The 22,848-nt window shown below is 56.8% G+C and carries 17 protein-coding genes, 1 tRNA gene and 1 pseudogene; 7 read left to right on the top strand and 12 right to left on the bottom strand.

What is annotated here, in order from left to right:
- Nucleotides 1–218: 218 nt before the first annotated feature.
- Nucleotides 219–866, top strand: a complete 648-nt coding sequence (locus ACF8PE_RS04905; protein ID WP_392494653.1) for a LuxR C-terminal-related transcriptional regulator — start codon at nucleotides 219–221, stop codon at nucleotides 864–866.
- Nucleotides 867–883: 17 nt separating this feature from the next.
- Here ACF8PE_RS04905 and tsaD read toward each other — a convergent pair whose 3' ends face one another.
- On the bottom strand, nucleotides 884–1,897 hold the full coding sequence (gene tsaD, locus ACF8PE_RS04910; protein WP_392494654.1) for a tRNA (adenosine(37)-N6)-threonylcarbamoyltransferase complex transferase subunit TsaD: 1,014 nt from the start codon (nucleotides 1,895–1,897) through the stop codon (nucleotides 884–886).
- A gap of 236 nt (nucleotides 1,898–2,133) precedes the next feature.
- Here tsaD and rpsU point away from each other — a divergent pair, with 236 nt between their 5' ends.
- From rpsU to rpoD, 3 genes are all read left to right on the top strand, one after another.
- On the top strand, nucleotides 2,134–2,349 hold the full coding sequence (rpsU, locus tag ACF8PE_RS04915; RefSeq protein ID WP_001144069.1) for a 30S ribosomal protein S21: 216 nt from the start codon (nucleotides 2,134–2,136) through the stop codon (nucleotides 2,347–2,349).
- Between the two features lie 158 nt (nucleotides 2,350–2,507).
- On the top strand, nucleotides 2,508–4,253 hold the full coding sequence (gene dnaG, locus ACF8PE_RS04920) for a DNA primase (protein ID WP_032614246.1): 1,746 nt from the start codon (nucleotides 2,508–2,510) through the stop codon (nucleotides 4,251–4,253).
- A 107-nt stretch (nucleotides 4,254–4,360) separates the two neighbouring features.
- On the top strand, nucleotides 4,361–6,250 hold the full coding sequence (gene rpoD, locus ACF8PE_RS04925) for an RNA polymerase sigma factor RpoD (protein WP_223263946.1): 1,890 nt from the start codon (nucleotides 4,361–4,363) through the stop codon (nucleotides 6,248–6,250).
- A 255-nt stretch (nucleotides 6,251–6,505) separates the two neighbouring features.
- Here the strand turns inward: rpoD and mug are convergent, their stop codons facing one another.
- On the bottom strand, nucleotides 6,506–7,012 hold the full coding sequence (mug, locus tag ACF8PE_RS04930; RefSeq protein ID WP_032614250.1) for a G/U mismatch-specific DNA glycosylase: 507 nt from the start codon (nucleotides 7,010–7,012) through the stop codon (nucleotides 6,506–6,508).
- 125 nt (nucleotides 7,013–7,137) lie between these two features.
- Between mug and ACF8PE_RS04935 the strand changes: the two genes are divergently transcribed.
- Together ACF8PE_RS04935 and ACF8PE_RS04940 are read left to right on the top strand one after the other, a co-directional pair.
- Nucleotides 7,138–7,213 (top strand) — tRNA-Ile (locus ACF8PE_RS04935).
- A gap of 441 nt (nucleotides 7,214–7,654) precedes the next feature.
- Nucleotides 7,655–8,092: a hypothetical protein gene (locus ACF8PE_RS04940; RefSeq protein ID WP_392494655.1), complete on the top strand. Its 438-nt coding sequence runs from the start codon at nucleotides 7,655–7,657 to the stop codon at nucleotides 8,090–8,092.
- Here ACF8PE_RS04940 and ACF8PE_RS04945 read toward each other — a convergent pair.
- From ACF8PE_RS04945 to ACF8PE_RS04985, 9 genes and pseudogenes are all read right to left on the bottom strand, one after another.
- Nucleotides 8,030–8,248: pseudogene (locus ACF8PE_RS04945) on the bottom strand (ash family protein); the annotation flags it as partial. The gene ACF8PE_RS04940 and the pseudogene ACF8PE_RS04945 sit on opposite strands and share 63 nt — an antisense overlap.
- A 110-nt stretch (nucleotides 8,249–8,358) precedes the next feature.
- Nucleotides 8,359–9,348 carry a glycosyl hydrolase family 8 gene (locus ACF8PE_RS04950; protein WP_148569619.1) on the bottom strand — a complete coding sequence of 330 codons (990 nt, stop codon included), beginning with the start codon at nucleotides 9,346–9,348 and terminating at the stop codon, nucleotides 8,359–8,361.
- 9 nt (nucleotides 9,349–9,357) lie between these two features.
- Entirely contained in the window at nucleotides 9,358–9,825 is a 468-nt protein-coding gene (bcsD, locus tag ACF8PE_RS04955) for a cellulose biosynthesis protein BcsD (protein ID WP_032614257.1), read from the bottom strand.
- Entirely contained in the window at nucleotides 9,825–13,691 is a 3,867-nt protein-coding gene (locus ACF8PE_RS04960) for a cellulose synthase subunit BcsC-related outer membrane protein (RefSeq protein WP_392494656.1), read from the bottom strand. Before ACF8PE_RS04960 ends, bcsD begins: the two co-directional genes overlap by 1 nt.
- A gap of 13 nt (nucleotides 13,692–13,704) precedes the next feature.
- Complete coding sequence (gene bcsB / locus ACF8PE_RS04965) at nucleotides 13,705–16,179, bottom strand: cellulose biosynthesis cyclic di-GMP-binding regulatory protein BcsB (RefSeq protein WP_186279167.1); 2,475 nt, start codon at nucleotides 16,177–16,179, stop codon at nucleotides 13,705–13,707.
- The gene (gene bcsA / locus ACF8PE_RS04970) at nucleotides 16,176–18,296 is read right to left on the bottom strand and encodes a UDP-forming cellulose synthase catalytic subunit (RefSeq protein ID WP_117386367.1); all 2,121 of its coding nucleotides are present in this window, start codon (nucleotides 18,294–18,296) and stop codon (nucleotides 16,176–16,178) included. Before bcsA ends, bcsB begins: the two co-directional genes overlap by 4 nt.
- A 20-nt stretch (nucleotides 18,297–18,316) precedes the next feature.
- The gene (gene bcsQ, locus ACF8PE_RS04975; RefSeq protein WP_032614263.1) at nucleotides 18,317–19,123 is read right to left on the bottom strand and encodes a cellulose biosynthesis protein BcsQ; all 807 of its coding nucleotides are present in this window, start codon (nucleotides 19,121–19,123) and stop codon (nucleotides 18,317–18,319) included.
- Complete coding sequence (gene bcsO / locus ACF8PE_RS04980) at nucleotides 19,114–19,809, bottom strand: cellulose biosynthesis protein BcsO (protein WP_032614265.1); 696 nt, start codon at nucleotides 19,807–19,809, stop codon at nucleotides 19,114–19,116. The genes bcsQ and bcsO overlap by 10 nt, the downstream gene beginning before the upstream one ends.
- A 407-nt stretch (nucleotides 19,810–20,216) precedes the next feature.
- Nucleotides 20,217–20,519, bottom strand: coding sequence for a hypothetical protein (locus ACF8PE_RS04985; protein ID WP_032614266.1), 303 nt, complete (start codon nucleotides 20,517–20,519; stop codon nucleotides 20,217–20,219).
- 238 nt (nucleotides 20,520–20,757) lie between these two features.
- Between ACF8PE_RS04985 and ACF8PE_RS04990 the strand changes: the two genes are divergently transcribed.
- Complete coding sequence (locus ACF8PE_RS04990; protein ID WP_148569610.1) at nucleotides 20,758–21,927, top strand: DNA repair protein; 1,170 nt, start codon at nucleotides 20,758–20,760, stop codon at nucleotides 21,925–21,927.
- On the opposite strand, the gene ACF8PE_RS04995 is transcribed toward ACF8PE_RS04990, so the two are convergent.
- A complete protein-coding gene (locus ACF8PE_RS04995; RefSeq protein WP_032614270.1) occupies nucleotides 21,928–22,692 on the bottom strand; it encodes a siderophore-interacting protein in 765 nt (254 codons plus the stop codon).
- Nucleotides 22,693–22,848 lie beyond the last annotated feature (156 nt).

Here is a 22,848-nt window from a genome sequence, read left to right on the forward strand (position 1 = left end):
GATGTAAAGATCCAATGTATAGCCCGGTAATGTGCCGTCCAAATAATTCGACTGCCAGGTCTTCTCCCCGGGATCAACGTCATTGGCGGCACGTTAATATGAAATATGTCAAATCCCTGTGGCGGATAAAAATATTGCTTCCCGTGCAATCCAGCCGAAGTCGCGCCATATAAAATCGCCTTCTGCGCAAATAATTAATACCGCTTAAGGAAAATCCAATGACAATGAAAATGGTGATCGCGGATGAGTACACCGTGATTCGCCGGGGTGTCCGCGCCATGATCAGCAACAACGCCTCTCTGACGCTCTCTTTTTGTGGGGAAGCGGACTCGGTCGGCGAGCTTCTGGCGTTGCTGGCACGCGACCCCCCCGACATTTTGTTGCTGGGCTATACGCTGCGGGATCCGCAAAACGGCATGGAGGGGCTGGCGCTGGTTAAGTGGTTAACCCGCCATTATCCGGCGCTGCAGGTGATGATGCTCTCGCCCGACACCAATCCGCTGATGATCCGCCTCGCACTGGAAGCAGGGGCGAAAGCCTGGCTCAGCCGCCACAGCGATGAAAAAATCCTCAGTCAGGCGCTACAGTCGGTGATCGATGGCGAAGTGTACGTCGAGCGCACCCTGATGAATGCCCTCTTTAAAGGCGGGAAAATGATGAACGAGACGCTGTCCGTCCGGGAGACCGATGTGCTGCGCTTGATTTGTCGGGGGCTGAGCCTGACGGATATCTCGCGGCGTATGCATTTGAGCATTAAAACCGTGAGCGCCCATAAAATGCGGGCCATGGAAAAGTTGGGGGTGAAGAACAGCTGCCAGCTCTATTGTCTGTTAGCGAAAACCCGGATGTTTGATATGGCGCTTTAACATCCGGGTTTCTTCCATCAGGCGGCCGGCAGTTCAGCCAGTGGCCAGCGTGGACGTACAGAGACGCTCAGATCCGCCATGGCATCGGGCTTCAGGCGCACCATCCCGGCATAGGCGATCATCGCCCCGTTATCGGTACAAAATTCCGGGCGGGCATAGAACACTTCACCGCGACGCTTTTGCATCATCTCTGCCAGCTTCGCGCGCAGGGTACGGTTGGCGCTAACGCCACCCGCCATCACCAGACGCTTAAAGCCCGTCTGATCCAGCGCGCGCTTGCACTTGATCATCAGGGTATCCACCACCGCATCTTCAAAAGCACGGGCGATATCCGCGCGAGTCTGGTCGTCGTCGGCATTATTACGGATGGTATTCGCCGCAAAGGTTTTCAGCCCGGAGAAGCTGAAATCCAGACCCGGACGATCGGTCATCGGACGCGGGAAAACGAAGCGCCCTTCCGTCCCCTGCGACGCCATTTTCGACAGCATTGGGCCGCCCGGGTAATCAAGCCCCAGCAGCTTGGCGGTTTTATCGAAAGCTTCGCCCGCCGCATCGTCAATGGATTCGCCCAGCAGTTCATATTGACCAATGCCGGTGACGCTGATCAGCTGGGTATGGCCGCCGGAAACCAGCAGCGCCACGAACGGAAATTCCGGTGGATTCTCTTCCAGCATCGGTGCCAGCAGATGCCCTTCCATATGGTGAACCGGGATTGCCGGTACATCCCATGCGAATGCCAGCGAACGGCCAATAGTGGCACCGACCAGCAGCGCGCCGACCAGCCCGGGACCGGCCGTATAGGCCACGGCATCGATATCCTTAGCCGTTAAGCCCGCCTCTTTCAGCGCCGCCTGAATCAATGGCACCGTTTTACGCACATGGTCGCGGGAGGCCAGCTCCGGCACCACGCCGCCGTAGTCAGCGTGTAATTTCACCTGACTATACAGTTGGTTGGCGACCAGCCCTTTTTCATCGTCGTAAATCGCGATGCCGGTTTCATCGCAGGACGTTTCAATACCCAGTACACGCATGACTTGTTTTACCTCACTCAGATATCGCGCAGTGTAGAGCCTGGGCGGGTTGATGTAAAACTTTCCTCACCCCTGGAGTTCTCTTCGTGTATACTCCTCACCCTTATAAAAGTCCCTTTCAAAAACGGCCGCGGTGCTTTACAAAGCAGCAGCAATTGCAGTAAAATTCCGCACCATTTTGAAATAAGCTGGCGTTGATGCCAGCGGCAAACCGAATTTATAAAGGTGAGAGTTACATGCCGGTAATTAAAGTACGTGAAAACGAGCCGTTCGACGTAGCACTGCGTCGCTTCAAGCGTTCATGCGAGAAAGCAGGTGTTCTGGCTGAAGTTCGTCGTCGTGAGTTCTATGAAAAACCAACGACTGAACGTAAGCGCGCTAAAGCTTCTGCTGTGAAACGTCACGCGAAGAAACTGGCTCGCGAAAACGCACGCCGTACTCGTCTGTACTAATCTTTTGAGGACGCACGTCCTCAATTGTCAGACAGAGTAGTAGTCGTAAGGCCGTGCTTCCGGAAGGAATGCGCGGCTTGTTTTCGTTTATGAATCAGAATTTACACAAAATCATTCACACTGTATCAGTTGAAGGATGAAGTGTAATCACGGGGCCTATGGCTGGACGAATCCCACGCGTTTTCATCAATGATCTGCTTGCCAGAACCGACATCGTCGATCTCATCGACGCGCGGGTAAAGCTGAAGAAGCAGGGCAAGAACTACCATGCGTGCTGTCCATTCCATAACGAAAAAACCCCCTCTTTCACCGTAAACGGTGAAAAACAGTTCTACCACTGCTTCGGCTGTGGCGCGCACGGCAACGCCGTCGACTTTTTGATGAACTACGACAAGCTCGAGTTCGTTGAAACCGTCGAAGAGCTGGCAGCCATGCACAACCTTGAAGTGCCGTATGAAGCAGGCAGTGGGCCAAGTCAGATAGAGCGTCATCAACGACAAACGCTGTATCAGCTGATGGACGGCCTGAACGCATTTTACCAACAGTCTCTCAAGCAACCTGCCGCTGAGCCTGCGCGTCAATATCTGAACAAGCGCGGACTGAGCGACGATGTTATTGCGCGTTTCGCTATTGGTTACGCCCCTCCCGGCTGGGATAACGTGTTAAAGCGTTTTGGCGGCAATAGCGAAGATCGTAAATCCCTCATCGACGCGGGCATGCTGGTCACTAATGACAAGGGACGTAGCTATGACCGCTTCCGCGAACGGGTGATGTTCCCCATTCGCGACAAGCGTGGCCGGGTTATTGGTTTTGGTGGCCGCGTGCTGGGCGATGCCCTGCCGAAATACCTCAACTCCCCGGAAACCGATATTTTCCATAAGGGCCGCCAGCTGTATGGCCTGTATGAAGCCCAGCAGGATAACGCTGAACCGCAGCGCCTGTTGGTGGTCGAAGGCTATATGGATGTGGTGGCGCTGGCGCAGTTCGACATTAACTATGCCGTTGCGTCTTTGGGTACCTCTACCACCGCCGACCATATTCAGCTGCTGTTCCGGGTGACCAACACCGTGGTCTGCTGCTACGACGGCGACCGGGCCGGACGCGAAGCCGCCTGGCGCGCGCTCGAGACAGCGCTGCCTTATATGACCGACGGACGCCAGTTACGCTTTATGTTTCTGCCCGACGGCGAAGACCCCGATACGCTGGTGCGTAAAGAGGGCAAAGCGGCATTTGAAGCGCGGATGGAGCAGGCTCAGCCGCTCTCCACGTTTCTGTTTAACAGCCTGATGCCGCAGGTGGATTTGAGTACCCCGGATGGTCGCGCTCAGCTGAGCACCCTGGCCTTACCGCTGATTACTCAAGTGCCCGGCGAAACGTTGCGCATCTATCTGCGTCAGGAACTGGGTAAGAAACTCGGCATCCTGGATGACAGTCAGCTTGAACGTTTAATGCCAAAGCAGGCGGATGGCGGAGCAGCTCGCCCCGCGCCTCAGCTAAAACGCACAACCATGCGTATACTGATAGGACTGCTGGTACAGAACCCGGAACTGGCGCCAAAAGTGCCATCCCTGGCGGGTCTGGATCAGGAAAAGCTGCCTGGACTTGGCTTATTTGCAGAACTGGTCAACACTTGTCTTTCTCAGCCAGGTCTGACCACCGGGCAACTTTTAGAGCACTATCGCGGAACAAAAGCGTCCGCAACCCTTGAAAAACTGTCGATGTGGGACGATATAGCAGATAAAGATATCGCTGAAGAGACCTTCACCGACTCGCTCAACCATATGTTTGATTCGATGCTTGAGCTACGTCTTTCCGAATTGATCGCGCGCTCGCGAACCCACGGGTTAACGCCAGCCGAACGCGAAGAGGTGCGTGTGATTACTGAAGCACGTGCCCGAAAATGAATTTAACGGCTTAAGTGCCGAATACCGTTCGGGTAGATCCCGACAGCCGCACTGAGAGGCAGCGGCAAAAATACAAGTACGCCCTCGCTTTAAAGGTTGGCAGCCGTATCGCCGACACCAATCAAACGAATAAGTGTGGATACCGTCTTATGGAGCAAAACCCGCAGTCACAGCTGAAACTTCTTGTCCAACGTGGTAAGGAGCAAGGCTATCTGACCTATGCCGAGGTCAATGACCATCTGCCGGAAGATATCGTCGACTCCGATCAGATCGAAGACATCATCCAAATGATCAATGACATGGGTATTCAGGTGATGGAAGAAGCCCCTGATGCCGATGATCTGTTGCTTGCTGAAAACTCAAACAACACCGACGAAGATGCAGAAGAAGCTGCTGCACAGGTTCTGTCGAGCGTTGAGTCTGAAATCGGCCGCACGACAGACCCGGTGCGCATGTACATGCGTGAAATGGGTACCGTTGAACTGTTGACCCGCGAAGGCGAAATTGACATCGCTAAACGTATCGAAGACGGGATCAACCAGGTTCAGTGCTCTGTTGCCGAGTACCCTGAAGCCATCACCTATCTGCTCGAGCAGTACGATCGTGTGGAAGCAGAAGAAGCACGTCTGTCCGATCTGATCACCGGCTTTGTCGATCCGAACGCGGAAGAAGACATGGCGCCTACGGCGACGCACGTCGGCTCTGAACTGTCTCAGGAAGAGATGGACGATGACGAAGACGAAGACGAAGAAGAGAGCGACGACGACAGCAGCGACGATGATAACAGCATCGACCCTGAACTGGCGCGCGAGAAGTTCGCTGAACTGCGTACGCAGTATGAAGTGACCCGCGACACCATTAAAGCCAAAGGCCGTAGCCATGCTGCCGCTCAGGAAGAGATCCTGAAGCTTTCTGAAGTGTTCAAACAGTTCCGCCTGGTGCCAAAACAGTTCGATTACCTGGTTAACAGCATGCGCGTCATGATGGACCGCGTCCGTACCCAGGAACGCATCATCATGAAGATGTGCGTTGAACAGTGCAAAATGCCGAAGAAGAACTTCATCACCCTGTTCACCGGCAACGAAACCAGCGAAACCTGGTTCAACGCGGCTATCGCGATGAACAAACCGTGGTCTGAAAAACTGCGTGATGTGGCTGAAGACGTACACCGTGGTCTGCAGAAGCTGCAACAGATTGAAGAAGAGACCGGCCTGACTATCGAGCAGGTAAAAGACATTAACCGTCGTATGTCCATCGGTGAAGCGAAAGCCCGCCGTGCGAAAAAAGAGATGGTTGAAGCGAACTTGCGTCTGGTTATCTCTATCGCCAAGAAATACACCAACCGCGGCCTGCAGTTCCTGGATCTGATTCAGGAAGGTAACATCGGTCTGATGAAAGCGGTTGATAAGTTCGAATACCGTCGTGGTTACAAGTTCTCCACCTACGCAACCTGGTGGATCCGTCAGGCTATCACCCGTTCTATCGCGGATCAGGCGCGCACCATCCGTATTCCGGTGCATATGATTGAGACCATTAACAAGCTCAACCGTATTTCTCGCCAGATGCTGCAGGAGATGGGCCGCGAGCCGACGCCAGAAGAGCTGGCCGAGCGCATGCTGATGCCGGAAGACAAGATCCGCAAAGTGCTGAAGATCGCCAAAGAGCCAATCTCCATGGAAACGCCAATCGGCGACGATGAAGATTCGCATCTGGGTGATTTCATCGAGGATACCACCCTCGAGCTGCCGCTGGACTCTGCGACCACCGAAAGCCTGCGTGCCGCCACGCACGACGTACTGGCTGGCCTGACCGCCCGTGAAGCGAAAGTCCTGCGTATGCGTTTCGGTATCGATATGAACACCGACCACACGCTGGAAGAAGTGGGTAAACAGTTCGACGTGACCCGCGAACGTATCCGTCAGATCGAAGCGAAGGCGCTGCGTAAACTGCGCCACCCGAGCCGCTCTGAAGTGCTGCGTAGCTTCCTGGACGACTAATCGTCCTGAACGTAAAAAAGCTCCCTTCGGGGAGCTTTTTTGTTTCTTCTTCCCATGGAAATGGAAGAGATTCGTTCTTTCCCTATGAGAGAGGACTCGTCTTTCCCCCTCCCGCCCGTGGAAGAGGATTCGTCTTTCCCCCTCTCCCCATAGAAGAGAACTCGTCTTTCCGCCGCTTCCCGTGGAAGGGGGCTCGTTTTTCTCCCTCGACCTGTGGGAGAGGGTCGGGGTGAGGGTATCAGGCCGCAGAAGGCTTCACAGCCCCCGTGTCACCAGCGCCTGATCCAGCTCCCGATACGCCTCTACCAGCTTATCCAGCGTCGCCCTGTTCAGCCCGCTCGGATTGGGCAGCACCCATACCTGCGTCACGCCGATGGTAATCTTCTGCTTTCCCCACTGCACCCCACGCTGGCTGAACGCCTGCTCGTAAGCCTGCTTGCCCAGAATCGCCAGCGCCGCAGGCTGGTAGTCCTCAATCTTCTTAATCAACTCGCGCCCGCCGCTGCGCAGCTCATGCAGATTCACCTCGCTCGCCTGCACCGTGGGCCGTTCCACCAGCATGGTGATGCCACAGCGCGTATCCAGCAGCTGTTGCTCCTCTTCCGGCTTCAGCAGCTTGTCGGTAAACCCCGCCTGATAGATCACCTTCCAGAAGCGATTTCCCGGATGGGCAAAGTGAAAACCGGTGTGGGCAGAGGACTTGCCCGGGTTAATACCGCAGAACACCACCCGCAGTCCTGGTGCAAGTATGTCGTTGATCATGATTACTCCTGTTTAATGGTTCATGCTCTAAGTATAAAAGATTGAAAATGCATTGTTTATAAAAACAGCAGGCAGGTGGGTATGGCTGGATTGCAGCGAGGAGTTACTTTATAATCCTCCGCCACGGCCCCTTAGCTCAGTGGTTAGAGCAGGCGACTCATAATCGCTTGGTCGCTGGTTCAAGTCCAGCAGGGGCCACCAAATTTCAAGGGCTTAGACAGGTAACTGGCTAAGCCCTTTTCGTTTGAGTTGATGTGTGAACATGCCGTTCTATCTCCTCATCAGCAAACCATAAACATTCTTTTTCTCTCGCCGACTCACCACTGTTCCTGGCTTTTTAAACGCTTATCGCCTCTTTAAGACATTATAAATACATATAAAAATCAAATTACCTGGCTGTAATTATTATAGAAATCTATCAAGGTAACTGCTGAGATAAAAAAATTACATTCCGTAAAAATATATCATCGTATTGCCTGGTTAACTCCCTGATTAAATAGAAGCCAAAGCACCGAGAATGTGCATAGGAATGGCATGCCCTACTGCTTATTTCTGGTTTGATAATAAAGCCAGAAATGGTGGTCCGTGAGATTACAAACACAAAAACCAGAGCCCAAAAATGGATAAAGCAAGGTATTGATTATGCGATACAGCACGGTTCTTAAAACCCTACACCGTACTCTGACTCTTGTTCTGCTTCTGCTGGTGGTATGTTTCGCCATCTACCAGTATATGCTCGGCAAGCCTTACGACGATCGCTTGTACGCATCAAAACAACTGAATGAAAACACCTGGCTTTATGTCACGCAATATCAGGGAGGAAACGCGACCGTATCTGATGTCTTTCGTTATTACTTATCGGGAGAGCTTTCAGGCGATCCCCTTAAAGCCGTGAGTGAAATGAAACCCTTTTTAACGGCAGATACAGGTACAGCCCTCGTGACAAAAATTGGGCGGCTGGTTACGGTTCACGTGAAAGGTAAGATCTACAACTTTACTAACTCAGTAATGTATACATCAAAGGATACAGCTGTATTTCCGGTCATAGAACTGTATGCCAGCGGGGAGTGGCAGCGCTGACAGGGTCAGGAACCGGAACTCAACGGCAACCGGCCAGCCTTTCGGCTGCTCCGCCAGCGCCACCATAATCTTATCGGGGCGCTGGCAGGACACCAGAAAGTGAATCTGGGTCACCTTGTACTGGATCGGGTTCCTGCGCCCGGCTGCAGTTTCTTCTGCAACGCGCTGACTCTACGCCCTGCTCTCCCCCACAGAAAGCAAAAAGCGCCACCGCAATTCAGTCTTGCGAGGCGCTTTCCAGAATCCCGACTACGGCAGGATAAAAACTATTTTGCCAGCGACACCAGCATCTTCAGACTCGCAGAATAATAATCCTCCTGCGCCGTAATCTGCGGCTCGCCTGCCGGGAGTTGCCCCATCGCCAAATCACGCACCGCCAGCAGGCCGCCTTCCATCATATAAGGCGCCGGATCGTTGGTGGTGATGTTCACCCACGCAGGTGTCTGGTTACGGGCAAAACGTCCCCAGTAGGCGGTATAAGGTGCCATTAACGGGCTGGTCGGCTGATACCACTTCACATACAGCGGCACGCGGATCGCATCGTAGCTAAAGCGTGCAGGCCACTCTTTCGCCGGGGTCACGTGCCCGTCGGCATACAAAGAAACCCAGTCCGCCGGCAGTTGGGTATTGCCAAAGCGCATTTTCACCAGCAGCTTCTGCCCGTCATTAATCAGGTCACGCCATACCGTCAGATGACTGCGCTTCGCGAAATCTTCCCATGCCGGAAAGATAAAATAGGACGGGTTAAGGTTCACGTAGCTGTTGAGGTTAAAGCCTTTCGCCCCCGGCAGCATCACGCGGTAACCGGCAAAGCTGATGACGTTGCGGGCCAGCAGCGATTTGGTGATTGCGTCCGAGGCGGTCAGATAATTGTTGTCATTCCACTGGGTTCCCGCCTTTAACAGCGCCCAGGCGATAAAGGTATCGCCGTCGGTGGCATTGTTTTTATCCATAATCGGATCGGCGGCCACCGGGTTGAAGCGCCAGTAAAACAGCCCCGTCTGTGGGTTTTGCAGGTTCTTTTTCGTCCAGTTCCAGATTTTGTCAAAACCGGCGCGATCGTTATTGCGCACCGCCATCATCATGGCGAAGCCCTGCCCCTCAGTGTGGCTCACACTGTTGTTGCCGGTATCAATGATGCGACCATCCGCCATCAAAAATCGCGCTTTGTAGCTGTCCCAGGCGCTGCCTGCCAGAGCCTGATAACTCATCAACAGCCCCAGCACCAGAATCAGGGTTTTACTTCGCTGCCACATGGCCGATCCTTATTGATTATTTTGATATCTGAAATGGATAACCGTAGCCGAGGGGGATGCCTCCCGCCACAGTGATACGTGTGATTTTCCGCCCTGCTCGCGCAGCCAGCGGGCGTACAGCCCCTCCAGCACCGCACTGAAAGCGTGGTTCCACGCCATCTGCTTTGACTCTTCTGGCGGAATCGGTAACGCGGTATGCGCGATGCGGATCGCCGTCTCGCTGGCATCAATATCAATATAGCCCCAGTTAAAGGCTGCGAGCCGGGCATTGATCTGCGCTTCAAGCTCCCCTACCGTGTGGGCCAGCGCCAGCGGGAAACGCTCGCCCAGCGAGTCGCCCATCTGCACGAGGAACGAGCGGCTCTGCGCTTCGCCGACGTTCGCTACCATACTCTCAATCATCACGTGGATCAGCGAAAACCAACCGGACTGCGTCTGTTGATGCTGGTAATACTGCAAAAGCTGTTGGTCATTCATCACTTATTCCCCAGAAGATAACGGAAGTAGAGGCTCGCGGTACTTTCGTTGTAATCACCAAAGGTGTCATACCCCACCTGCCCGCCGATGGTCATGTCTTTATTCAGTTTGTAATCCGTTGACGCGCGCAGGGTATATCCCAGGCCGTTCTCGCTGCTGCCTTTGTAATGGTCCTCTTTGGCGAACCCACGGGCCACGTAATCTTCCAGCTGGTTCTGCATGGCCTTATCCGTCGGGAAGTACGGGCTCTCATCCTGCGAATAGGACTGATACCCCACCGACGCCCCTAAGCCCAGCTTCCAGTTGTCGAACTTCTGGGTGTAATCCACCGGGAAGGAGACGCTGATATAGTCTTGCGGGCTGAAATAGCCCCCCTGACCGTAGCTGAAGTAGCTCAGGTTTTTGTCGAAGTTCATGTAGTTCATGTTGATGCCGGCTTTTAACTCGCGATCGGCAGCATAGAACGGACGGAAATAGACCCCCGCCGAGCCGTTGACGCTGGTGTTGCTCGGCACGTTTTCCCCGATGTAGTCATACACGCCAAATCCGGCGTAGAAGCCCGCATCGGTATTGTCGTAGCTCAGCTGAGCGCTACCGCCGTTTTTGGTGACCTGGCCCCACTTCTTGCCGCTGTATTTGTCTTCCACCCCGACATACGACAGCAGGCTGTCCACCACCGCGCGACGCTCGCCGGTCAGTATCAGCTTGAGGTAATCCGTCAGCTGCGGCGACCACTGTACGCCGCCCACCAGGGTGTTCAGATCCTGGCCCAGCGGCGTGGAGCCGACATCAATTTTGTACTGCTCGCCAGTGAGCGCCATCGCCACTTCAACGCCCTGCGCACTTTGCGAGCCTTGTGACGGCACCTTGATTTTGTCGATGTTCGGCAGCTCAGGCGGCGTGGTGGTGGAGGCGTTATACAGCTCCTCGGCCACGACGCCCTGAATCAGCGCCCCGGTACCAAACCGACGGCTGGATTCATCGGACGAGGTTCCGGCATCGAGGCTGATCGGCGTCACGTTAACATCCAGACGCGAATCGCCAAACGGCACGGTGGACCACTGCAGCGGCGCCTTGATCTCGGTGAGCTTGCTCAGCCCCTCTTCGCCGTCACGCGCGCGAAGGGAGGTGGATCCCCGCGCCCAGGTGGCGGTTTTATCGACCAGCATCTCCATCATGTTATCCACCTGACGCAGCGTGCCCGCCTGAGCGGTCTCTACCGGCAGATCGGTACGCATAGTGCCCGGTGGGGCGGTCTCTGGATTACGCGCCAGCTGCGCCACCTGCCACGGCATGGCCTGGCCGTAGAGCGACGGCGACGCCTCGCCCGTACTGGAGGTGCCGACAAACGGGTTGTCGGCCAGGGCCAGACCACCCAGCATCGGTGCCGTTTCGCCGTTGTTGTTTTGCAGGCCAAGCAGCTTGCCGCGCGCGGTGCGCAGATAGCTCATCGCCTGCTGGTGGTTGCCTTCGGCCTCGGAGACACGGGCCAGCAGCAGCAACCGTTCCGGGGTGCTGTCGTTGGTCAGCCCGGCGGTCAGCTGCTTCGCTTTATCCACGTTGTTGCTGGCCAGCGCCACATCGATTGCCCCGGCGCGCGCATCCTGCTGCGGCGTGTCGCGGGTCATCAGGTAGTCATAGACCACCCCGGCCTCTTTGTTCATCTTGCCGGACTGATAAACGCGGGCCATGGCAAACATCAGATCGGTATTCTGCGGATCGTTTTGCATGGCGCGGATCAGCTTGTCATAGGCCGCCGCGTAGTTGCCCTGCACGCGCAGACGGTCGGCTTCGTTGATCACGTAGCCATTGCGAATGCTCGCCAGTTGGGTCGGGGTGCTGCGCGACTGCAGTTCCGGGTTGGCAAGCCAGGCCTGGGCTTCGCTGCCCAGTCCGGCCTGGTTCAGGACCGCAACCTGATCGGCATAATCCCCGGCGTTACCCTGCACGCCGTGGCGCATGTTGTCGTGCACCACGCTCACCGCGGTGGTGACATCGCCGCTCTGGGCCAGCATTCGCGCCAGCTTGCCGGCATCCGCCGGGCTTTGTGGAGGACGCGCCGCCAGGGCTTTCAGGGTGTTAGCCGCCGCGGTCCGGTCGCCCTGCGCCAGATAGCGCTCCGCAACGTCCATCTGCAGGTTGTAATTCACCCGCTGCGACAGCTCACGCATATCGCCGTTCTGGCTGGAGGCCGGAATGCGCGACAGCAGCGTTTGCGACTGCTGCCAGGCGTTATTTTCGCTGGCGAACAGAGCAGCAGCATAGAGTTCACTGTTGCTGGCGTTCGGGCGGAACGCTGGCATCATCACGTTGGCCGCCTCTGCGCTGCGCCCCTGCTTCTGCAGCAGACGGGCTAAATCCAGGCGCAGCCAGGGATCGGACGGATAGCGGGCCGTACCCTGCTGTAACAGGGCGATGGCACGCTGCGGATCGCCGTTGGCCGCCGCCTGCTGCGCCTGACGACGCAGCGGATCGGTCGGGTTACCGCCAGAGACACGCGGCTGCAGCCTCGCCTGCAGGCTGGCGGGCAGGGTCTGCAACATCGCCTGGGCTTCGGCGGTTTTGTTCTGCTCGCGCAGGACGTAATAGAGGTTTTCCCGCGCCGAGCCGTTATTCGGTTGCTCGTTCAGCAGGCCGCGCAGCGTCTGTTCTGCCGCGGTGTAGTCTTTGTTATGTCGCTGGACGTCGGCCCGGAACAGCTTCGCCGCTGCCCCTTGCTCGCCGCTGCGCTGGGTCAGGGGTGCGCTCAGAGCCAACGCCTGGCTGACGTTGCCTTGCTTGTAGGCCGCCTGCGCCTGCGCCAGCTGGCCGTAGAATTCGGCGTCCTGCGCCTGCTGCTTGCGCTCCTCAGAGGCCGTTCCTCCCAGGCTGGCCGCGCGGTTCAGGTACTGTGCGCCCGCGGCGTAGTCGCCCTTGCGTAAGGCCACATAACCCATCCCGGCCAGGGCATCGGCATCTTCCGGGTTAGCCTTCAGCACCTGCTCAAACTGGCTGCGGGCGGTATCGGTATTGCCGCTGTTCAGCGCCACATAGCCTTCACCTTTAGCCGCGCCGCCGATGCTCTTGCGGTAGTAATCCTGCACCGCGGTATCGTTCGGATGGCGCTGGAGGTAGGTCTGGTAATAGGCTTCGTCGCCCGCCTGCGGCCCCAGCCACAGCAGGGCCTGACGCAGGGATTTATCCGCGTCCTGACTGCCGCTCGCCAGATCCTGCAGGATGTTCATCCCCTCGCGACGGGTGCTTTCCTGATAGGTCAGCACTTTGCCCAGCGCGATTTTGACGTTGTTATCCTGCGGATACTGAACGCGCAGCTGGCGCAGCTCGCTCACCGCCTGCGGATAGAGGGATTTATCCCCCGCCATGGTGAGATAGTATTCCGGGGCCAGGCTCGGCGGCGGCTGGTTGCCGGTAAACAGGCTCTGCCAGGTGGCCAGCGCGGCGGGAACATTGCCGCTGCGCGCCTGCTGACGGGCCAGCTCCAGCTGACCGCGCGGCACCTGCTGCATCTGTTTGGCGTTATCCAGCGCCTGTAAATTCGCATCCTGCGGCGAGACCGCCGTTAAGCGCTCGCGCCACTGGGCCGCCCCTTTGATGTCGCCAGCCTGCTGCGACCAGAGCGCCATCAGGTACAACGCCTGGGTGTTGTTGGCATCCACCATCAGCACTTTTTTCAGCGATTCCATCGCCAGATTGTCGTGAGACTTTTCGTGCCAGTAGTTGGCCTGATCAAATAACGCTTTCAGCGCCGGGTTATTGGCCGACTGCGCGGCATCCGCCGCCTGGGCACCCTGGATGCCCCCGATCGCCAGCCCGCTGAACAGGCAAATTACAGGCAGATGTCCGGCGGTTTTGTTTTTATTTTGCATAGTGTTACCACCCTTACTCACGATCTGAATCCTGTGGGTTAAGACGTTTGTACGCGCGTTTTTTCAGTAACGAGTAGAGGCTCAGGCCAATAATCGTCGCGAACAGCAGTCCAAAAATCGCCAGCATGGCGGAGTGCTGCGTGGCATACCACACCACCATCATGTACCAGGGCATCTGGCCGCTCGGGAACTGCGGGCCAACGCGGAAGCTGCGCACGCCGTTCTCATCGGTGATGATCGCGGTATCGCCGCGGATCCCGGCGTTGATGCGGGCGGAGTTAAGATCGGTATGCAGACGCGAAAGCTGAGCGTCGTCGCTGCCGATCGCCATCACCACCAGGCGTTCCGGGTTCCACTGGGAGCGGAAGCTGACAAAACCGCGCCAGGATTCGTTCGACGAGAAGTAGCGGTCGGCATCGACGCCTGACGCATTCCAGTCGCCCTCCAGCAGACGCTGCGCTTTTTCCCACAGTTTGGGTTCGCGCACGCCAAAGGTGTGCTCGTTGCTGACGAACGGCGACTGGGCCAGCAGGGCGCGGTTAAAGGCGGTTTGATCCAGCGAGGAGACCGCCAGCACGTCGCTTTGGCTCAGGCGCAGCAGGTTCGCCCCACCGGACGGCAGGCCAAACATCACGCGGTTGTTGTTCAGCGCGGTGCCGGTGGCGTTCCCGGAACGGGCAGAGAGATCCAGCAGCGTGCTGATCTCGCTTTCGCTCGGGTTCTCCGGCAGCAGCAGCACCGTCTGCGAGAAGTCTGCCAGACGGGTGAACGGGAACGAGGCGCCGACGAAATAAGAGAGATTCGGCAGCAACGTAAAGTGGCGCGTTTTGCTCAGGTCGATGCTTGAGTCTTCGTCGATACGGCTCTTGATGTTGTTATTGAGCAGCACGCTGCACGGCGCGGCCTCTTTGGTCTGGATGTTGAAATAGAGCTGCAGCTGGTTGTCGCCGTAAATCAGGTACGGCTCCAGCGGCACCTCGACATTCTCCTGACGCGCATCACCGCCGAGCTTATGCCACAGGGATTCGAGCAGCCCCTGTTTGTTGACCGGCAGGTTGCGCAGGAACGCGCCGTTGAAGGTCATCGACAGGTACGAACGCTGCTCGTCAATCCAGCTTTCAGTCGGGAAGCGATAGCCCACTTTCAGCGGAATGGTGTCGCCATCCCACATAAACAGATCGGGCGCGGCACGGAATGCCAGGGTCAGCGGTTCGTGCCAGATGCCGGTTACCGTCAGGCTTTGATCCTTACGCATCAGCTCGCTCAGCAGCACCGGACGATCGGTCGAGATCCAGCGCGGGGCATCATAAGGTTTGCTGACCGGGATATTCTGCGCTTCAACCGGCAGGCTGGTGGTCTGGGCGGTGAACTGCCCGCGGGTCAGACGCCACGCGGCGCTTTTCAGTTGCTGTTCGTTATTGCCCACCACCAGCAGCAGCTTGTAGATCGGGTTGGCCGGGTTATCGACGACCTGCAGCGTAGCCCCGTTCGAGGCTGGCAGGGTTAACCCGCCGATGGACTCGCCCGGTTTACCAAACAGGATGCCGTTTTTCTCGGGAAGCTGGTCATGTAACGCATCGAAGGCGATGCCGCGATAATCCGCTTCGATACCCAGCCAGGAGGCGATCAGCGCCGCGGCGCCTACCTGCTCCGGCAGAGTTTTGGCCGGGAACGCGAAGGTCAGCGTGGTCGGCGTCATCTGCATTTCATCAAGGAACGGGCGCGGGAAATGGCTCAGATCCGCAGCAATGTTCAACTGCTGCGCCTCCAGATCCAGCCGCGTGTTCGGCATGATGGTGACCTGATAGCTGTCGGACAGATCGCGCTGGCACAGCAGCGCATCGCCGTCGTTGATTTTAAAGCTGATGTTGTTGCGTGATACCACCATCGCCGCCGGAACATCCAGCTGATAGCTTGAGACATTGCTGTCGGCGGAGCCGAGCGGCACCGTCCCCAGCGGCTGGCCGTTGAGCATCAGCTGCAGGGTGGTGTTGCGGGCCGCCATCGCCGGGGAGACCTTCAGGTTCAACTCCAGCTGCGCGTTGGTGATCACCTGGTCTGCCGAGAGGGTAAAATCGATCCCGCCCTGCAACTGGCCGCCGCTCAACACCACGCCGTTCGGCTGCCCCATCTGGGCAACGGTGATGCTGCTGGTGGTGCCGGGGGTGATACCCGTCGGGGCCGCTGGCGCGGCCTCGGGTACTGGCGCGGCCTCAGGTGCTGGCGTCGTTTCCGCGACCGGCGGAGTCTGGAACGCGGGCAGCGTGTCGGGAGCCGGCAACGTGGCCGGGGCCGCGTCGGCCGCAGCAGGCGCTGCATCAGCAGCAGGCACCGTATCCGCAGCGGGCTGCGATGCGTCCGTCACCGGCGGCGGGAGATCCACCGGCAGCAACGATTCCACGGTGGTCTGTTCTTCCGCCGTCACTGGCTGCACCAGCACGCCAAACATCAGCAGCATCTGCAGTGCTTTACGGGTCATCCCTTTCATACAGCAGTATCCTCGTTGGCTTTATTCGCGCGGCGTGCGTTCTCATGGCGATGACGACGCTTTTCACGACGGTCTTTCCAGGTCAGCCAGAACAGATCGAATACGCTGCGAACAATGATAAACAACGAGCGGAACGGGTTGTCCTGCGGTTTTGGCGGGTTGATCCATGCATCGGCACGGGCCAGTACCACGCGCACCAGTTCGCGACGGCGGTCCAGCGGGATTTCGTCAAACATCAGGCGAATGTATTGCTCATCGTACGCAATCACGCTTACCGGAATACTGATGGCCCCGGACTGTAGCTGCAGCTCAATCTCTTCGATTTCATCGGTCTTGTGACGCTCGTCCACCACCGCAATACGGCAGCCGCCCATGGATAAATCCAGGGTATGGCTGCGCGAGGAGATCCCGCTGGCGTAGTGGATCACCACCGGCACGTTGGCATCAATACGGATGGTTTTACGCGTCTGGCGCGTCTCCCGCGCCACGGCAATGGCGGCCAGCAGGAAGATCAGGCTGTAGACACCCCAGCCGACGTTAAGGGCGATAACCATCGGGTCCACCCCGAAGTAGTCATGACCCACGGCACGCACAATACCGGCAATCACACCTGCTGCCAGCAACACGGCAATGATCAGATGCGGACGAACGATACTGAAATCGAAATAGCCCACGTCCAGCAGCGCGCCTTTATCGGTTACGTTGAACTTGCCGCGTTTCGGGAAGATCAAGGTAATTACCGTCGGCAACACCAGGTGGAAGGCCAGCACCAGGTCGTAGATCTCCCCCCAGAAGCTGTAGCGGAAACGCCCGTTGACCCGCGAGTTCACATAAATACAGAGGAACAGGTGCGGCAACATATAGGCGAAAATCAGGCTCGCCGAGGAGTGAATAATGTTCAGGTTGAACAGCAGATAAGCCAGCGGCGCAGTCAGGAACGCCACGCGCGGCAGCGCAAACTGGAACGAGAGCATGGCGTTCAGATAGCAAAGACGCTGCTGCCACTTCAGGCCACGGCCAAACAGAGGGTTATCGACACGCAAAATCTGCGTCATGCCGCGCGCCCAGCGGGTACGCTGAATGACGTGTACCACCAGACGCTCGGTGGCCAGCCCTGCCGCCAGCGGGATATTGAGATAGGCCGACTTCCAACCCAGACGCTGCATCTTCAGCGCGGTGTGGGCATCTTCGGTTACGGTTTCTACCGCAAAGCCGCCAATCTCTTCTAACGCGCTGCGACGGATTACCGCACAAGAGCCGCAGAAGAAGGTGGCATTCCAGTTATCATTTCCGCGCTGGATCTGCCCGTAGAACAGCTGGCCTTCGTTAGGAATATCGCGGCCCGCAGAGAGGTTACGTTCGAACGGATCGGGCGAGTAGAAGTAGTGCGGGGTCTGCATCAGCGCCAGTTTCGGATCTTGCAGGAAGGCCCCCACCGTCGCCTGCAGGAAGATACGTGTCGCCACGTGGTCGCAGTCAAAGACGCAGATCAGCTCGCCTTTGGTAAGCTTCATGGCGTGGTTGAGGTTACCCGCTTTGGCGTGGGAGTTGTCGTTACGCGTGATGTACCCTACCCCGACGTTGGCAGCAAACACCGCGAACTCGTTGCGCTTACCGTCATCGAGCAGGTAAATCTTGAGCTTGTCTGCCGGGTAGTCCAGGCACTGCGCGGCCAGCACGGTATCGCGCACCACGTCCAGACTTTCGTTGTAGGACGGGATATAGATATCCACCGTCGGCCACAGCGACATATCCTCGGGCAGCGGCACAATCTTGCGCTCAAGAGGAAACAGGTTTTGCAGATAACTCAGAATAATGACTATCCAGATGTAGAGTTCGGCAAGAAATAACCCGATCCCTAGTATGGCCTCTATTTCGGAATTAAAGTGCAGCGTCTGCGTGGCACGGAACCAGATATATCGGGTGGACATTAATACCGCCACCACCATCATTATTACTGATACCCGATGATGTTTGCTAAAGCTCAAAAGCAGCAGCGCCCCAATGCTGATTAAGCCGAAGATATACTGCTTCTGGCTATCCATTGGGGTGATAATAATTAATACGGCGATGGGTGCTAAGACCAATAGCAGTAGATAAAACAGCGCCTTTTTCATAGGACGTCCTGAAATTGTCGTCAGAAACCGGAGGTTCTCAGATTGGCGTGCACGGCACCGTCCCCTACCTGGATACCCAAAATACCTGCGATACGCTTACTCACCAGCTCGATATCAAACGCCGCCGCTGAGGTGGCACTGAAATCCAGTATCGATTGCTGTGAGGCATTGGCCTCAGGCACGCTTTCATCCCGGTTGATCACACCAAGCAGGCGGTCACCGAGGCGTTGCTGTAAGAAGGCAGTGACGTCACGGCTGATATGCCGCCGGTTGTCACTCTGGTTCACCAGGAAATAGTATCCGGCCTTGTTATTTGGCGGTTCGCCGCCGGTCAGCCGGTGGTTTTCAATGTGGGGCAGCAGGGACAGTGAAGCCGTGTCGGCAAGCAGGGTCACCAGATGCATATCGGCCAGCGGGGAGATCGCCTTCAGCGCCGGGTTCGGCCCTGGAGGGAAATCGGCCAGGATGATAAGCCCCGGATAGTTCAGCAGGGAGCTTAAGCCTCGCGCCAGGAAATTGCTGTCACTGGTGAGGTTATGCTCAAAGATCAGGCGCTGCTCTTCCGTCACTTCGCCATAGGGCAGGACGAACATATTGCTGCCCGCCGTCAACACCGACTGGCTCCAGTCTGCCGACTCATTGGCACGCGCAACGTAGCCGCGCCCGTCAGACAATGGCACGCCAAAATGCAGACGCAGTGCGTTCTGCACATCGAAGTCAATGGCCAGCACTTTATTGCCGGAACGTGCCAGAGCATAAGCGAGGTTGGCCGTGACCGTGGTTTTCCCTACTCCGCCTTTTGGCGAGCAAATACACACTAACGGCATGAAGCGATTTTCTCCAGGAGCGGTTGTAACGGAAGATCTTTCACCGGATGGCTGGCGCGCCCGGATGTTTTGGTCGCGAACAGCTGATCAAAGCGCACCGGCTCCGCCGGTTTCGGCGGGATCACTGCTTCAGCAGGCGCTTGCGCTGGTGCTGACGCATGCAGCGGGGCCACTGCTTGAGCAGGTGCTGGTGCTGACGCATGCAGCGGGGCCACTGCTTGAGCAGGTGCTGGTGCTGGCGCGAGCGCAGGTGCGGGATGGAATGCGGAAGGTGCCGCCGCAACAGGCGTCTCTTTCACGCTCGCGTGGGGCGTCGCCTCCGGGTGCAGCTGTTCAAACAGAGAAGGGGCCGCCGGATGACGCTGCGTCTGCGCCGCGTTCTCTGCCTTGTCATGACTCAGGCTCTGCAGGATAGACGGGGCTGAACCGACAGGCTCTGCCGCAGGCGTCTTCGTCAGGCTGGCAAAAGCAGCATCCAGTTCGCCGGGTTTCACAGCCTGCGGCACGGGCACCGCAACGCTGCCAGCCTTAGCCAGCGCCGCATCACTGTCCACACCTGCGAGCTGGTTGATAATCGCCCAGCCGCTGTTCGACGCCTGTTTGTTTTGCGCCGACAGGTCCTTGAAGTTAATGTCACCCGTGCGCGTTTTATCCTTAAAACGCTGCAAATCATCATAATTTTTCATGGTATTACTCGTGATTCACAAGTCAGTATTTTTGTTTCCTGCATGACTTTGCCAGGGACAACAGTGTTGTGGGAGTAAGAACACGCAAAAGGAGTGAGTGGTTACTAACCATCATCCCCCTTTCCCCCTCTCGCCTTAGCTGACGCTAATATTTGTTTACTGAATATTCTAATGCATATTACGTAGAGCTAATACTATCTACAAGCTTATCGACAGATAACGCAATTTCTCCACTTTTCGCCATTAGCCACCTACAACTTAGACATAAAATTTCATTTTATGTTACTTAAGCGAAATATTTGACCACAAAAGATAATTCAGAATCGTTAAAATACCGTTGAGTAACTATAAGCAGGGTTTATGAAAAACTGCGAAAAGTAGTAGTTCAGGGGGGCGGAGGCGTGACGCTACTGCAACAGGTTCAGAAGCGTTTTCGTCAGATGAGCAGCATCGTGTTTATAGTCGGAGTCCCACTGCGCTTTCCAGTTAACAGGGCACCCGTCCTCTTCCCACTGGGATAAAGCCAGAGCATTAAGGATTTCCAGCTCGAACCAGACCTGCTGATATTCTGCTTTGTGGTTATCACCTTCAAATAACGTGTCTGACTGAGTAAGAACTTCCGCATAACTCACGAACCGGGCAAAGGCCGTTATGTTTTCCAGGGCATGAGCGGCGTATTCACGAACAGTTGTTGTTTTAGATGAGATCATATTTAACTCTTCGGGGACGTTATTAAGCTCCGCCGGACCCGACGCCCGAGACGCGGTTGCTCCCCAGTTTCCATTTTCTCCAGAGTGGTTATTCAAATATATGAGGTCATCGCCTCCTCAGATACATAATTAACGCATTCCCCCGTCGCGCCATTCATCAGACATGTGTATTATTCCCTGTTGTTTTCCTGACAACTATCCTTAACTCAAATACTTAAGCGCAAAAGCGAAAAGCATCATGAGCACACCGATCAAACGGCTGGAAATCATTAAAAATGCCATTGAACTGGAAGATGACGACATCATCGAGAGTCAGCTGGCACGGTTAAAAAGCGAAGCCTTTGACGATGAGCTGCTGGCGATCGTCGTGGCGCTTGAGCAAAAAAACTACACCCGGGCGATGGCGGCCATTACTGCATGGCTGCAAAGCCAGCGTGCCGTCACCCCCTGGCGCGATCCACAGCTGGCCGCCAGCAAGCTGGAGCTGAAAGCGCTGGAAGAGCGCCTGCGCGATCTCATCGATCGCCGTAACGCCCGCGTTCAGCAGCTGGATGAATTCAACGACCTTTATCTCACCCGTCTTGGCCCGCTGATGAGCCAGATCCTCGCCCTGCGCAAAACCCTGGCGGAGCTGAATCTGCGCCGCCAGCAGGCAGAGGCGCGCCGTCGGGAAGCGGACTATCGCCGCTGTCAGCAGTATGTCGCCCAGGCGGTGGAGGTGCTGACCACCCTGACCCGACACTGGCGCGATCTGCCCGCCGACTCGGTGCAGGCCGCCACGGCGCGCAAGCACCTGCAGCAGCAAAGCAACCTGATTGCCAACCTGCTGGCCGAAGCCCAGGAGCTGGAAACGGGCCTGACCCGCGAAGAGGAGCCTGCCCGCCAGGCGCGGGACGAGGCCAACGACGAGTACGAAAAATACCGCGAGCAGCAGCATGAAGCAGAGATCCGCCTGCGCAAGGGCAAAGACCTCTCCGAAGAAGATCAGAACGAGTTAAAACGGCTCTGGCGCCAGGCGAGCAAGCTCTGTCACCCGGATCTGGTGGCTGACGATCTGAAGGAAGAGGCGAACGCCATGATGGTGCAGTTGAACCAGGCGAAGCAGCGTGGCGACGTGAAAGCGATTCGCTCGCTGGTGGCCCGTCTGCATCAGGGGCTGGAGCCGATGATGGCCAGCGACAGGCTAAACGATCTGACGCGAATTCGCAAAAAGATGGCCCAGGTTCGGGAACAGATCGACACCCTGGTGAGCGAGCTGGCGGAGCTGGAAAAAGAGGAGTCCTGGCTGCTGGTCTCCTCGCTGAGCAATATGGAAGCCTACTTTGCCCAGCAGGAGAAGGCCCTGCACGAGGTGCGCGCCTCGCTCGAACATCAGGTCAGCGAAGCGCAGCTCGACGACGTGGCCTGATTATTTGGCGTGCCAGTAAGCGCTGGCACGCACCAGCTTCTGATCGATGGCGTCGGTTTCAAACAGGCGACTCAGGTTTTTCACCGCCTTCCCTTCCCCGGTCAGCCAGATGAAGTAATCCTCCGCCGGCACGCTGAGCGTTGCCAGATGATCTGCCACCGCCTGCTCGTTATGTCCCACCACCCAGGTGATGTTGAACTCGCTTAAATGCGCCAGGTAGTCCTGACAGGCGGCATCGCCCACGGTGACCACGGCATGCACCTCCGGGCGCACCGGCAGCGCGCGCAGGGCCTCCAGACGGCGGCGCAGCGCGGGCATACCCGACTCATCGCAGACGTACAGCTGCCAGGCGTAATCTTCCGGCACCACCAGCGAACCGCGCGGGCCGCCGATGGAGAGCGTATCGCCCGGCTTTGCGTCCACAGCCCAGTTGCTGGCTACCCCACCGTCGTGAATAAAGAAATCGAGTACCAGCTCATGGCGGGCCGCGTCATACAGCGGGGTGTAATCCCGCGCCTGCGGACGCACGCCGTCACCCCAGTCCACGCCCTCATCCGTGACCACCGGTGGAACAAAGGTTGATCCCTTTTCCGGGAAAAAGACTTTGGTATGGTCGTCGAAGCCGCGGGAGCTGAAGCCCTCCAGCGCCTCGCCGCCTAACACGATACGCTGAAAACCGGCACTCACGCGCTCAACGCGAAGCACGTTTAGCTCGCGAAAGCGCAGGTCGTTACGGACACGTTGGGGGTAGCGGGGAGTTGTCATAATTTGCCTTCGTGAAAGTGAAAACGATATATCTAAAATGAAAGTCAAATGATAATGATTGCTATTAAACCGGATTGCAAGAATTTTTTTGATATAGTCTGCGATTGCGCACTCCGGGGATAAAAACAAAATTTAAAGCGTTAAATATCAATAAAT

The sequence above is a fragment of the Leclercia sp. GLN_9 genome, assembly GCF_043105735.1.
In the GTDB taxonomy this organism is placed as follows: domain Bacteria; phylum Pseudomonadota; class Gammaproteobacteria; order Enterobacterales; family Enterobacteriaceae; genus Enterobacter; species Enterobacter adecarboxylatus.

What these genes read in the sequence shown, in the direction of transcription:
- ACF8PE_RS04905 (WP_392494653.1), top strand. Translation starts at nt 219, where the DNA reads ATGACAATGAAAATGGTGATCGCGGATGAGTACACCGTGATTCGCCGG.
- tsaD (WP_392494654.1), bottom strand. Translation starts at nt 1,897, where the DNA reads ATGCGTGTACTGGGTATTGAAACGTCCTGCGATGAAACCGGCATCGCG.
- rpsU (WP_001144069.1), top strand. Translation starts at nt 2,134, where the DNA reads ATGCCGGTAATTAAAGTACGTGAAAACGAGCCGTTCGACGTAGCACTG.
- dnaG (WP_032614246.1), top strand. Translation starts at nt 2,508, where the DNA reads ATGGCTGGACGAATCCCACGCGTTTTCATCAATGATCTGCTTGCCAGA.
- mug (WP_032614250.1), bottom strand. Translation starts at nt 7,012, where the DNA reads ATGATCAACGACATACTTGCACCAGGACTGCGGGTGGTGTTCTGCGGT.
- ACF8PE_RS04940 (WP_392494655.1), top strand. Translation starts at nt 7,655, where the DNA reads ATGCGATACAGCACGGTTCTTAAAACCCTACACCGTACTCTGACTCTT.
- ACF8PE_RS04950 (WP_148569619.1), bottom strand. Translation starts at nt 9,348, where the DNA reads ATGTGGCAGCGAAGTAAAACCCTGATTCTGGTGCTGGGGCTGTTGATG.
- bcsD (WP_032614257.1), bottom strand. Translation starts at nt 9,825, where the DNA reads ATGAATGACCAACAGCTTTTGCAGTATTACCAGCATCAACAGACGCAG.
- ACF8PE_RS04960 (WP_392494656.1), bottom strand. Translation starts at nt 13,691, where the DNA reads ATGCAAAATAAAAACAAAACCGCCGGACATCTGCCTGTAATTTGCCTG.
- bcsB (WP_186279167.1), bottom strand. Translation starts at nt 16,179, where the DNA reads ATGAAAGGGATGACCCGTAAAGCACTGCAGATGCTGCTGATGTTTGGC.
- bcsA (WP_117386367.1), bottom strand. Translation starts at nt 18,296, where the DNA reads ATGAAAAAGGCGCTGTTTTATCTACTGCTATTGGTCTTAGCACCCATC.
- bcsQ (WP_032614263.1), bottom strand. Translation starts at nt 19,123, where the DNA reads ATGCCGTTAGTGTGTATTTGCTCGCCAAAAGGCGGAGTAGGGAAAACC.
- bcsO (WP_032614265.1), bottom strand. Translation starts at nt 19,809, where the DNA reads ATGAAAAATTATGATGATTTGCAGCGTTTTAAGGATAAAACGCGCACG.
- ACF8PE_RS04985 (WP_032614266.1), bottom strand. Translation starts at nt 20,519, where the DNA reads ATGATCTCATCTAAAACAACAACTGTTCGTGAATACGCCGCTCATGCC.
- ACF8PE_RS04990 (WP_148569610.1), top strand. Translation starts at nt 20,758, where the DNA reads ATGAGCACACCGATCAAACGGCTGGAAATCATTAAAAATGCCATTGAA.
- ACF8PE_RS04995 (WP_032614270.1), bottom strand. Translation starts at nt 22,692, where the DNA reads ATGACAACTCCCCGCTACCCCCAACGTGTCCGTAACGACCTGCGCTTT.